Source organism: Paenirhodobacter enshiensis (genome assembly GCF_000740785.1).
GTDB lineage: Bacteria > Pseudomonadota > Alphaproteobacteria > Rhodobacterales > Rhodobacteraceae > Rhodobacter > Rhodobacter enshiensis.
Genome location: NZ_JFZB01000034.1, coordinates 1 through 11,688 on the forward strand (window position 1 = coordinate 1; position 11,688 = coordinate 11,688).

Genomic DNA, 11,688 nt, shown 5'->3' on the forward strand with positions numbered 1-11,688 from the left:
ACCGCCGTCACGACCGGAGCCGCGACCCCGGCGCGCTGCGCTACGTAAGCACCACATATCGCCGCCACGGTCAGCGCGGCTCCGGTCAGCACGGTGCGAATGCTCAGACGATCAGGCTGCATGTCAGGCCCTCCCTTTGCTCCGAGAATGGGGGGCTGGGGCCGGCGTTGCAACGGGGAGATGACAAAAAAAGTGAACGCCGGGGAAATTCCACCCCGGCGCCCGAATTTTGCGCGAAAATCTGCCGCCGGGGCTGAGCGTCTCAGAACGCCTCAGGGCGCAGCGCATGGGCCATGTGGTCGAGCACGGCGTTGACGAATTTCGGCTCGCGGCCCTCGGGGAAGAAGGCGCGGGCGACTTCGACGAATTCGTTGATGACCACCTTGGGCGGCGTCGCCGGGGTCGAGAGTTCCGCCCCCGCGGCGCGGAACAGCGCGCGCAGCACCGGGTCGATCCGGTCGATCGGCCAGGTCGCCACCAGCGCGCGGTCCGTCGCCTGGTCGATCTTCGCCTGCCAGGTCACCGCATCGTCGACCAGACGGCGGAACAGATCCGAATCGCCTTCGGACAGCGGTTCCTCGTCGGTGTCGAGCGGCAGCCCGAAGCGGAAATCCTCGAACTCGCGCACGATCCGGTCCGCCGCCTGGCCCGATGCCTCCATCTGGAACAGCGCCTGAACGGCATAAAGCCGTGCGGCGGATTTCATCCGGCGCTTTTCCTCGGTCGAGGGCTTGCGGGGCGTTTCGGGGGCGGTGGTGTCGGTCATGCTTGGGTCGGTCCTTCGGGCTCTCCGGCGATGCGGATCGACTCAGCACGCGGGCGGAAGCCGATTTCCTTCGTCAGACCCGCCCATTTGCGCGAGAGTGCGACAAGATGCAAGGCCGCAGCGGCAGCACCGCCGCCCTTGTCCTGATCGGCGGGGTCGGCGCGGACCTCGGCCTGACGGCGATTCTCGACGGTGAGGATGCCGTTGCCGATGCACACGCCCTGCAGCCCGAGCATGGTCAGCCCGCGCGAGCTGTCGTTGCACACGGTGTCGTAATGCGTCGTCTCGCCGCGGATCACGCAGCCAAGTGCGACGAAACCGTCGTAATCGGCCATGCGCGCGGCCATGCTGATCGCGGTCGGGATCTCCAGCGCGCCGGGGACCTCGATCTTGTCGATCACCGCGCCGACCTTCTCGGCCACGGCGCGGGCGCCGGCGACCATGTTGTCGGCGATGTCCTTGTAATAGGGCGAGACGACGATCAGCAGGCGCACCGGCTTGTCGAAGCTCGGCAGCGGCAGGATGTAATGCGATTCGGTTCCGGCCATGATGCTTCTCCTCAGTAAGCGCGGGTACTGTCGATCTCGAGGCCGTAGCCTTCGAGACCCACGACCTTCGGCATCGCCGAATTGGTCAGCAGGATCAGCCGCGACAGACCGAGCGCGGACAGGATCTGCGCGCCGAGCCCGTATTGGCGCAGCGTCTGCGGCGAGACCTGCTCGCCCACCGCGAGCTTCATCGAGGTCTCGCGCAGCAGCACGATGACGCCGCGACCCTCGGCGGCGATGGCCTCCATCGCGCGGCCAAGATCGCCCGTGCGCGCCGCATTCAGCCCCAGCACATCGGCGAGCGGATCGAGCGCGTGGATGCGCACCAGAACCGGCTTCGCCTCGGTCAGGTCGCCCTTGGACAGCACGATATGCTCGGCGCCCTCGGTCTGGTCGGTGTAGACGCGCATCAGCCAGTCGCCGCCGAAGGCCGAGGTCACGGCGCGCTGCGCGGTCTCGCGCACGAGGTTGTCATAGCGGCGGCGGTAGGCGATCAGATCGGTGATGGTGCCGATCTTCAGCCCGAATTTCTGCGCGAAGGCGATCAGATCGGGCAGGCGGGCCATGGTGCCGTCCTCGTTCATGATCTCGCAGATCACGCCCGAGGGGTTCAGCCCGGCCAGCCGCGCGATGTCGACCGAGGCTTCGGTATGGCCGGCGCGCACCAGCACGCCGCCGTCGCGGGCGCGCAGCGGGAAGACATGGCCCGGCGTCGCGATGTCGGCCGCGCCCTTGGTCGGGTCGATGGCCACGGCGACGGTGCGGGCGCGGTCATGCGCCGAGATGCCGGTCGACACGCCCTCGCGCGCCTCGATCGAGGTGGTGAAGGCGGTCTCGTGGCGCGAGCTGTTCTGCGCCGACATCAACGGCAGGCCGAGCGCGTCGATGCGCTGCGCCGTCATCGCGAGGCAGATCAGCCCGCGGCCGTTGGTCGCCATGAAGTTGATGGCGTTCGGCGTCGCCATCTGCGCGGGGATCACCAGATCGCCCTCGTTCTCGCGGTCCTCGTGGTCGACGAGGATGAACATCTTGCCGTTGCGGGCATCCTCGATGATGTCCTCGATCGGGGAAATCACGTCGTGGAAGCTTTGCTCGACCGGGCCGGCGATGTCGGGATGTTCGGATTGCTGCACGGGTTGGGTCGTGGTCATGTCAGTCTCCTTGTCGGGTCAGCCGGCGGCCTGGGCGAAGAAACGCTCCGCCGCGAGGGTTCCGGCCATGCGGCCGGTGGCGGCCCATTCGTGTTCGAGTTCGGTCTCGGCGATGATCAGGATGCGGTCGGCCGGGACGCGGGTCAGATCGGTTCTGACGCGCAGCGCGTCGAGAAGCGCGCGCTGGCGCGACGGGCTCATGCCCAGAAGCGGCATCTCGGCGATCCGCTCGGGGGGAAGTCCCTGCGCGGACAACATCGCCCGGGCGCGATCCGCGTCAAGACGTGGCGCGAGGGCCAGATGGTGGCTCATGCCCTGCGCTGCGGCGAGTTTCGCCACGCGGCCCGCCTCTGCCTCGCCGTCGCGCAGCATCCGGAGCGTGTTCGACGAGTAGAGAAACGCCACGAGGTCATGCCCGATGGTGGCGCGGATCCCGGCATAGGTGCGGTAATCGAGGCCGATCTCCTTCGCCCGGCGCACGCGGGCGCGCACCACCTCAAGGGGCAGGGTGGGGAACAGCTCGGCCCGCGCGCGGGTCCAGCAATGCACCGCCCAGCCGTTGCGGCCAAGCGCCGGGCCGCGGTTATGGCCGATGCCGGCGCTCATGCCTGCCAGTCCTGCAGCCGGGCGACATAGCGCGCCAGCGTGTCGATCTCGAGGTTGATCGCATCGCCGGGCTGCGCCTCGCCCCAGGTGGTGGCGGATTTGGTATGCGGGATGATGTTGACGCCGAAGGTGTCGCCCGCGACCTCGTTCACCGTCAGCGAGGTGCCGTTCAGCGCGACCGAGCCCTTCGGCGCGATGTAGCGCGCGAGTGCCGCGGGCGCGCGGAAGGTGAAGCGGGTGCTGTCGCCCTCGTCGGTCATCGCGATCAGCTCGGCCACGCCATCGACATGGCCCGAGACGATATGACCGCCCAGCTCGTCGCCGACGCGCAGCGCGCGTTCAAGGTTCAGCCGCCGTCCGACACCCCAGCCGGCCGTGCCGATATTGGTGCGGCTGACGGATTCCGCCGAGATGTCGACCTCATACCAGTCGGCCCCTTTCGAGACCACGGTCAGGCACACCCCGTCCGAGGCGATCGAGGCCCCGATCGCCACATCGTCCATGTCATAATGACAACCGATCCGCACCCGCAGATCGCCCGCATGGGTCACGGCCAGGACCTGCCCGACGTCGGTGATAATTCCGGTGAACATGGCGCCTCCATCGTTTGAACTTCCCTAGCCCCCCGGAGGGGTGTCACGCAAGGCTGCGAAGCGCGGGCTGGCGCACAACCCGACGCTTGAAATTGACGAATGACGGGGGCGTGCCTCATTATGGTCACACCTGCGCCTCGCTGGCGACGGGGGAGATGCATATTTGATCCGTCCGGAGGGCAGATCCTTCGGGCCGGGCGGTGTTCGGTAAAGGGTTTGCCCGATTCGGGGCATTTGGTGTTGTCATGCAGAAGTATGCCGCCCGGCATTTCCTGTTGCTGCAGGGACCGCACGGGCCATTTTTTCATCAGCTGGCAGGGATGCTGCGGGCCGCGGGGGCCTCGGCCTGGCAGGTCAGTTTCAATCGCGGCGACGAGGTGTTCTGGCCCGACAAGGCCCGGCTGATCCGCTACAGCGGCTCCGGCGAGGACTGGCCCGCCGCACTGGCCGGGCTGCTGAAGGCACATGCGATCACCGATCTGGTGCTTTATGGCGACACCCGTCCGGTTCATGCCGATGCCATCGCCGTCGCCCGCGCGGCGGGTCTGCGTATCCATGTGTTCGAGGAAGGTTATCTGCGTCCCTATTGGGTGACCTATGAACGGGGTGGCTCGAACGGCAATTCGCGGCTGATGTCGCTGTCGATCGCCGAGATGCGCGACGGCCTCGCCCGCACCGAGATCGAGTTCCCGAGCGCGCCGCCGCGGTGGGGCGACATGCGCCATCACGTGTTCTACGGCGCGCTTTATCACTTCTTCATCCTGACCGGGAACAAGGCCTATCCCAACTTCCGCTCGCACCGCGAGCTGAGCGTGCGAGAGGAGTTCCTGTTGCATCTGCGCCAGCTGGCGTTGCTGCCGTTTCACGCGGTGCAGCGCATGATCGCTACCCGGCGGGTGCGCCGGGCGGGCTATCCGGTGCATCTGGTGTTGCTGCAACTGGAGCATGACGCGAGCTTCCGCGCCTTCTCTCCGTTCAACTCGCAGACCGAATTCATCGACATGGTGACCCGGGGCTTTGCGCAGGGTGCGCCGGCGCATCACCATCTGGTGTTCAAGGCCCATCCGCTCGAGGACGGGCGCGCACCGATCGCGCAGGCGGTCTGCGAGGCGGCGCGCCGTTACGGCATCGAAGCCCGCGTGCATTTCATCCGTGGCGGCAAGCTCGCAGGGCTGCTCGGTCAGGCGCGTTCGGCGGTCACGGTAAACTCGACCGCGGCGCAACAGGTCCTGTGGCGTGGCGTGCCGCTGAAGATCTTCGGTCAGGCCGTCTATGACAAACCCGAGCTGGTCTCGGGCCAGTCTCTGCCCGAGTTCTTCGCCGCTCCGCAGCGCCCCGATACCCGCGCCTATCGCGACTATCGTCACTACCTGCTTGAAACCAGCCAGGTGCCCGGAGGGTTCTATTCGGTGCGTGGCCGGCGGCTGTTGCTGCGTCAGGTGGTTGACATGATGCTGGCTCCCGATGACCCCTACGATACGCTCAGCGCCGGACACGCTGCGCCGCGGCAACAGTTGCGTCTGGTGCGCTGATGGGCGCTCGCTTCGTGGCGAGGGATCTGCTAGCGTCCCGGAAACACAGACTGAATTCCGCTCAGGAGGACGCCCCGTCGTGAACAGCCTGCCCAATCGTCGGGCCCTGATGCTGGGTCTGGGTTCCGTGCTGAGCGTGTCGGCCTGCGGGTTGCCGCGCTCCGGTCCGAAGATTTCGGAAATCCGGGCCGGGACGCGGCTGAAACAGAACCCCTCCTTCGTCGTTCCGGTGGACGAGCGCGTTGCGCGGGCGGCGACGCTCGATGTGGCCTATGCCTTTCCGAACGCGTTTCTCAAGGTCGGGAAAATGGGCTCGGACACCATCAACCCGGGCGACACGCTGGTCATTCAGGTTTGGGAAAATGTCGATCAGGGGGTGATGGGGTCGCGCGGTGCGCCGACCACCTTGCAAAACACTCAGGTCGATGGCGAGGGCTATATCTACCTGCCCTATGCCGGGCGGATGAAGGCTGCGGACAATACGCCCGATCAGCTGCGCGCACTGATCACCGACAAGCTCTCTGCCCAGACCCCGAACCCTCAGGTGCAGGTCGACCGCACCGCCGGCGACGGCGCCACCATCTCGATCATGGGCGAGATCGGCGGTCAGGGCGTCTATGCGATCGAACGCCCGACGCGCACCCTCGCGGCGATGATCGCCCGGGCGGGGGGGGTGTCGGTCACGCCCGAGATCGCCAGAATCACCCTGACACGGGGCAAGCAGTCGGGCTCTATCTGGCTGAAGGATCTGTATGACAACCCCGCCAACGACATCGCGCTGCGCCCGGGCGATGTGATTCTGCTCGAGAAGGACACGCGCACCTTCACCGCTCTCGGGGCGACAGGGCAGGCACAGGTGCCCTTCCCGAAGCCGCGCCTCTCGGCACTCGAGGCGCTGGCGGTGGTGGGCGGTTTGCAGACCTCTCTGGCCGATCCGAAGGGCGTATTCGTCTTCCGCGAGGAGACCGCGGCGATTTCCAACGCGGTGCTGGGGCGCACCGATCTGACCGCGCCGCAACAGCTGGCCTATGTTCTCGATCTGACCCGGCCGAACGGCATGTTCATCGCCCGCTCCTTCCAGATGCGCGACGGCGACACGATCTATGTGACCGAGGCGCCCTACGTTCAGTGGACCAAGATCCTCGCGGTGCTCACCGGCTCGGCCACCTCGGCGAACTCGTTGTCGAGCATCGCCTCCGGCGCATGATGCGGCCGGCCGGCGGCGCGCGGCTTTACGGCTATACGGCGGGGTTGTGGCTGCGGCCCGGGCTGCGCCGGATTCTGACGGCCGCCGGCTATCGGCTGAGCCTGGGGTGGCCCGGGCCCGAGGACGCGGTGGCGGTCTGGGGCCATTCGCCTTACGCCCGGCGTGGCGAGGCGGTGGCGGCGCGGACCGGCGCGGGCCTCGTTCGGATCGAGGATGCGTTCCTGCGCTCTGTCCATCCGGGCCGGGCCGGGGGGCACGGGCCGCTCGGTCTGCTGATCGACCCGGAAGGGGTGCATTTCGACAGCACCCACCCCTCGGCGCTGGAGCGGATCCTGTCGTCGGATCCTTTGGATGACCATTCCATTTTGCAACGTGCTCGCGATGGAATGGCCCGGCTGAAGGCATCTGACTTGTCGAAATACAATGATTTCGATGAAACGCTGTCGGCGCCGGATCCGGGATACGTGCTGGTGATCGACCAGACAGCAGGAGACGCGTCGATCCGTTGGGGCGGCGCCGATGCGCAGACATTCCAGCGGATGCTGGGCGCGGCGAAGGCCGATCATCCCCATGCGCGCATCGTGATCCGCTCTCACCCCGAGACCCGGCTGGGTCTGCGCCGCGGGCATTTCACCGCCGCCGATTGCGACCTGCGCACCAGCCTGTGCGACGATCCGGTCTCGCCGTGGAAACTTCTCGAAGGCGCCATCGCGGTCTATGTCGTGTCTTCGCTGATGGGCTATGAGGCAATCCTCGCCGGGCATCGGCCGGTGGTCTTCGGTCAGCCGTTCTATGCCGGCTGGGGGTTGAGCGACGATCAGGCCCCCGTCGCGCGCCGCACCCGGCGGTTGACCCGCACGCAGATCTTCGCCGCGAGCCATATCCTCGCTCCGGTCTGGTTCGATCCGTGCCGGGGCCGGCGCTGCAGCTTCGAGGAGGCGCTCGATCAGCTCGAGGCCGAGGTCCGCGCCTGGCGGGAGGACCGAAGGGGCCATGTCGCCACGGGGATGCGGCTGTGGAAACGCGCGCCGCTGCAACGGTTTTTCGGCGGACCGCGGCCGCTCGTCTTCGCCGATCCGCCATCGCGCGCGGCGGAGAGGGCCACACGCGATGGCCGTGACCTGCTGATCTGGGCGGGGCGCGCCGACGTCGATCTGCCCGTGCCGGTTCCCTTGCGCCGGGTCGAGGACGGGTTCCTGCGCTCGCGCGGGCTGGGGGCCGATCTGGTGCCGCCCCTGTCGCTGGTGACCGACCGGCAGGGGATCTACTACGATCCGCGCCGGCCCTCGGATCTGGAAGCGCTGATCGCCGCGCCTTTGCCGCCCGGCGGTGCTGCGCGGGCCGAGCATCTGATCCGCGCCCTCATCGCGACGGGGGTCAGCAAATACAATCTCGGCGGTGCGGTGCCGGATCTGCCCGAAGGACATAGAATCCTGGTCCCCGGGCAGGTCGAGGACGATGCCTCGATCCGTCTGGGCGCGGGTAAGACATGCACTAATCTGGCATTTCTGGCGCGGGTCAGGGATGAAAATCCGGGTTCAGTTATCCTTTTCAAACCTCACCCGGATGTCGAGGCCGGGTTGCGTCCCGGCCGGATCGAGCCAGAGGCGGCACTGAAATTCGCCGATCTCATCCTCGACCGCGCCGACCCGGTGCGCCTTCTGGCCGAGGTCGACGAGGTTTGGACGATGACCTCTCTTCTGGGGTTCGAGGCGCTGTTGCGCGGCGTTACGGTCACCGTGACCGGCGCGCCGTTCTATGCCGGCTGGGGGCTGACCCGCGATCTGGGGGCTGTGCCGGAGCGGCGCCGGACCGGGCCGCGGCCGGGGCTCCTGGGCCTCGTTCATGCGGCCCTGATCGCCTATCCGCGCTATCGCGATCCGGTCTCGGGCCTACCCTGTCCGGCCGAGGTGGTGGTGGAGCGTCTGGCGACCGGAAGGGTGCCGCGGCCGGCACTGGGAAACCGTCTGCTCGCGAAAGCGCAAGGGGCCTTGGCCGGGCAAGCCTGGCTGTGGCGGCGGGGTTAGTCGCGGCGCCAGCGGTGCAGCACGTCGCCGCCGATGGTGCGGGTCTCGCTCAGGCTGAAGCGCGGCGCGTCGGTGAGATGGCTCAGCCCGAGCGGGCCGAGCGCCGCGCGCGCATCGCCGCCCAGAACCACCCCGGCGGTGAAGCCGATCAGCTCGTCCACCAGTCCGGCACGCATCAGCGTCGCGGCAAGCTGCCCACCGCCTTCGCAGAACACCCGTGTCAGGCCGCGGTCTCCGAGAGCATGGAGAAGCGCCTCGGGATCGAGGCCGGCTTCGGTTTCGGGCAGGGCGATCAGTTCCGCGCCACGCGCCTGCCACCAGTCGCGGGCTTCGGTGCCGGCCGAAGCCCCGTGAGCAAGCCACAGCGGCGCGGTGCCGAGCGACCCCGCCAGCCGCTCGCGCGGCAAATCGAGGCCGCGCGAGACGATAACCCGCACCGGTTGCCGCAGGGGGGTGAAACTGCGCACGGTCAGCAGCGGGTCGTCGGCGCGCGCGGTGCCGCCACCTGCCAGAACCGCATCGAATTCGGCGCGCAGCGCATGGACCATGCCGCGTGCCGCGGCCGAGGTGATCCACTGGCTCTCGCCGTTTGCAAGCGCGATGCGCCCGTCGAAGCTCGTTGCCAGCTTCAGCGCGAGCCAGGGGCGGCCGCGTTCGATCCGGCTGAGAAAGCCCGCCTGGGCGGCGCGGGCCTCGGCCTCCATCACGCCGGTCTCGACGGCGATGCCGGCCTCGCGCAGCATGGCATGGCCCCGCCCGGCGACGCGGGGGTCCGGGTCTGTATGGGCGGTGACGACGCGGGCGATGCCGGCGGCGATCAGTGCCTCGGCGCAGGGCGGAGTTTTGCCGTAATGCGCGCAGGGTTCGAGCGTGACATAGGCGGTGCCGCCGCGCGCGGCCTCGCCTGCGCGGTCGAGGGCGCGCCGTTCCGCATGAGGGCGGCCGCCCGGCTGGGTCCAGCCGCGACCGACGATCCGGCCATGGTTCACGATCACGCAGCCGACGGCCGGGTTCGGCCAGACATTCCCCAGACCCCTCGCCGCCAGCGACAGCGCAAGGCGCATGTAACGGCGGTCGGTTTCGGTCATTCGTCCTGGCCCTGCACCGGGGGGCGCAGTTCGGAGACGAATTTGTCGAAATCGTCTGCCGCCTGGAAGTTCTTGTAAACGCTGGCAAAGCGCACGTAGGACACGGTGTCGATCCGTGCCAGCGTTTCCATCACGATCTCGCCGATGCTGCGCGACGGAATATCGGTGTCGCCAAGCGATTCCAGCCGCCGCACGATCCCCGAGATCATCTGATCGACGCGCTCGGGCTCGATCGGGCGTTTCTGCATCGCGATGCGGATCGAGCGTTCCAGCTTGTCGCGGTCGAAGTCCTCGCGCTTGCCGGAGGATTTGATCACCACGAGGTCGCGCAGCTGCACCCGTTCATAGGTCGTGAAGCGACCGCCGCAGGCCGGACAGAACCGGCGCCGGCGGATCGCCACGTGATCCTCGGCCGGGCGCGAGTCTTTGACCTGAGTGTCCACATTGCCGCAAAACGGGCAGCGCATGCCTTGTCCCCCTCGTTCCCGTCCAAGGCCGGGGTCTCGGGCCCCGGTTATCCACAGGAACTATAGGGGCACACCGACAGGTTGTGTAGCCGAAATCTCCGCCCACCAGATGACGCGGGCGGGACTGTGGCCGCGAGGACTCAGAGCGTGAATCCGGCAAGGGGCCGGGGCGGAGGGCCGGGGCGGACGTCCGGCCACCGGGGTCAGGCGTGCTGGCGCGGCACCGTATAGGTCGAGAGGCACTCGGGGTTGATCTTCATGATCTCGAGTTCCTTGGCATAGGCGGCATCGGCGCGTGCGGGCGACAGGTCCGTCCTGACCTGGCCCACCGGCGGCACGCTGCCTGCGCCGACGCCGGTGAACAGGGTGGCACTGCCGTCGGCCTCGGTCTGGACATAGGCGTAGCAGGTGCCGGCCTTCGCGGCCGAGGCGGCGATGGCATCGGGCATCACCGGCTGCGGCTTCTGCTGGGGCTGGGCGGGCGTCTGCGGATGGCTTTGCAGCACCTGCGGCATCTCGAGGGTGCACGCCGACAGCGACATCGCGGCGAAGACCATCGCGACAACCGGGAATTGGGGGATCATGATTGTTCCTCGCTGATCGTTTTCTCTTGGCATAGCAGCCCCTTGAGCCCAAGCCTAGCCCTTGGCTGCACGGTGTGCCTTTTCGGCGGGGATGTGCCGCCTAGATGTGTCGGCGGAAACGAAAGCTGCGAAAGGATGCAGGAGATGAGCGAACCGATCTATATGGTCACCGGAGCGAGCGGGCAGCTGGGACGGCTGGTGCTGACGCATCTGCGCCGGCGGGTGCCGGAGAAGCAGATCCTCGGCCTGGTGCGGCGGGAAGAGGATGCGGAGGCGCTCCGGGTGCAGGGGTTCGGCGCGCGTCTGGCCGATTATACCGACCGCGACGGGCTGAACGACGCCCTTTATGGAGTCGATCGGCTTCTGCTGGTTTCGGGGTCCGCGATCGGGCAACGCGTCGGGCAGCATCGCAACGTGATCGAGGCGGCGAAGGGCGCGGGCGTCGGGTTCATCGCCTATACCTCGCTTCTCGATGCGCAGGATTCGCCGATGATGCTGGCTGAGGAGCACAAGGCGACCGAGGACATGATCGACGATTCGGGGCTTGATTACGTGCTGCTGCGCAACGGCTGGTATTCGGAGAATATCCTCGCCTCGCTGCAGGCGGATCTGAAGCTCGGCAAGCATTTCGGCGCCGCGGGCGAGGGACGGTTTTCGACCGCACCGCGGAACGACTATGCCGAGGCAGCGGCGATCGTGCTGGCGGCGGGCGGCCCGGCGGGCAAGATTTATGAGCTGGCCGGGGATACGGCGTTCACGCTCGGCGAATTCGCCGCGATGCTGAGCCGGATTTCCGGCAAGACGGTCGATTACGTCAATGCGGATGAGATCGCCTTCAAGGCGGCGCTGGTGCATGCGGGGCTGCCCGAGGCCTTCGCCGCAGTGCTGGCCAACAGCGATGCCAATGCCGCCGAGGGGACGCTGTATTCCGCGAGCAAGGATCTGTCGGGGCTGCTTGGCCGTCCGACCGAGCCGATGGAAGAGACGATCCGCAAGGCTCTGGAAGAGTAAGGCGTTGCGGGCAGGGGGCTGAGGTTTCCTGCCCGCCTTTCCCGGAGCCTGTCGTTTCGGGGCTGTTGCGGGAAGGCAGGGGCTCTGCCCCTCTTTGCCCTGCGGGCA

Annotated in this window: 12 protein-coding genes; 4 read left to right on the top strand and 8 right to left on the bottom strand. The window is 67.7% G+C overall.

Annotated elements, in window-relative coordinates:
* Positions 1–262: 262 nt before the first annotated feature.
* The 5 genes from nusB to CG50_RS13200 are packed head-to-tail and all read right to left on the bottom strand — an operon-like array spanning position 263 to position 3,664.
* Positions 263–766, bottom strand: coding sequence for a transcription antitermination factor NusB (gene nusB / locus CG50_RS13180; RefSeq protein WP_036639276.1), 504 nt, complete (start codon positions 764–766; stop codon positions 263–265).
* A complete protein-coding gene (locus tag CG50_RS13185) occupies positions 763–1,314 on the bottom strand; it encodes a 6,7-dimethyl-8-ribityllumazine synthase (protein ID WP_036639278.1) in 552 nt (183 codons plus the stop codon). Before CG50_RS13185 ends, nusB begins: the two co-directional genes overlap by 4 nt.
* Before the next feature lie 11 nt (positions 1,315–1,325).
* Entirely contained in the window at positions 1,326–2,465 is a 1,140-nt protein-coding gene (gene ribB / locus CG50_RS13190) for a 3,4-dihydroxy-2-butanone-4-phosphate synthase (protein WP_051909997.1), read from the bottom strand.
* 18 nt (positions 2,466–2,483) lie between these two features.
* The gene (locus CG50_RS13195) at positions 2,484–3,071 is read right to left on the bottom strand and encodes a hypothetical protein (protein WP_036639281.1); all 588 of its coding nucleotides are present in this window, start codon (positions 3,069–3,071) and stop codon (positions 2,484–2,486) included.
* Positions 3,068–3,664: a riboflavin synthase gene (locus CG50_RS13200; RefSeq protein WP_036639283.1), complete on the bottom strand. Its 597-nt coding sequence runs from the start codon at positions 3,662–3,664 to the stop codon at positions 3,068–3,070. The genes CG50_RS13195 and CG50_RS13200 overlap by 4 nt, the downstream gene beginning before the upstream one ends.
* A 245-nt stretch (positions 3,665–3,909) precedes the next feature.
* Between CG50_RS13200 and CG50_RS13205 the strand changes: the two genes are divergently transcribed.
* The 3 genes from CG50_RS13205 (at position 3,910) to CG50_RS13215 (ending at position 8,430) form a co-directional block, all read left to right on the top strand.
* Positions 3,910–5,196 (top strand): capsule biosynthesis protein, encoded by a 1,287-nt coding sequence (locus CG50_RS13205; RefSeq protein ID WP_036639286.1) that lies wholly within the window; start codon positions 3,910–3,912, stop codon positions 5,194–5,196.
* Between the two features lie 109 nt (positions 5,197–5,305).
* A complete protein-coding gene (locus CG50_RS13210; protein ID WP_036639300.1) occupies positions 5,306–6,403 on the top strand; it encodes a polysaccharide biosynthesis/export family protein in 1,098 nt (365 codons plus the stop codon).
* Positions 6,400–8,430, top strand: a complete 2,031-nt coding sequence (locus tag CG50_RS13215; protein WP_036639289.1) for a capsular polysaccharide biosynthesis protein — start codon at positions 6,400–6,402, stop codon at positions 8,428–8,430. Before CG50_RS13210 ends, CG50_RS13215 begins: the two co-directional genes overlap by 4 nt.
* On the opposite strand, the gene ribD is transcribed toward CG50_RS13215, so the two are convergent.
* The 3 genes from ribD to CG50_RS13230 all read right to left on the bottom strand — a co-directional run bounded on the left by ribD (position 8,427) and on the right by CG50_RS13230 (position 10,569).
* Positions 8,427–9,518 (bottom strand): bifunctional diaminohydroxyphosphoribosylaminopyrimidine deaminase/5-amino-6-(5-phosphoribosylamino)uracil reductase RibD, encoded by a 1,092-nt coding sequence (gene ribD, locus CG50_RS13220; RefSeq protein WP_081880441.1) that lies wholly within the window; start codon positions 9,516–9,518, stop codon positions 8,427–8,429. The two genes, CG50_RS13215 and ribD, sit on opposite strands and share 4 nt — an antisense overlap.
* On the bottom strand, positions 9,515–9,985 hold the full coding sequence (nrdR, locus tag CG50_RS13225) for a transcriptional regulator NrdR (protein WP_036639291.1): 471 nt from the start codon (positions 9,983–9,985) through the stop codon (positions 9,515–9,517). Before nrdR ends, ribD begins: the two co-directional genes overlap by 4 nt.
* A 203-nt stretch (positions 9,986–10,188) precedes the next feature.
* Positions 10,189–10,569 carry a hypothetical protein gene (locus tag CG50_RS13230; protein ID WP_036639293.1) on the bottom strand — a complete coding sequence of 127 codons (381 nt, stop codon included), beginning with the start codon at positions 10,567–10,569 and terminating at the stop codon, positions 10,189–10,191.
* 144 nt (positions 10,570–10,713) lie between these two features.
* Here CG50_RS13230 and CG50_RS13235 point away from each other — a divergent pair, with 144 nt between their 5' ends.
* Positions 10,714–11,580, top strand: coding sequence for an SDR family oxidoreductase (locus CG50_RS13235; protein ID WP_036639295.1), 867 nt, complete (start codon positions 10,714–10,716; stop codon positions 11,578–11,580).
* The last annotated feature ends 108 nt before the right edge of the window (positions 11,581–11,688 follow it).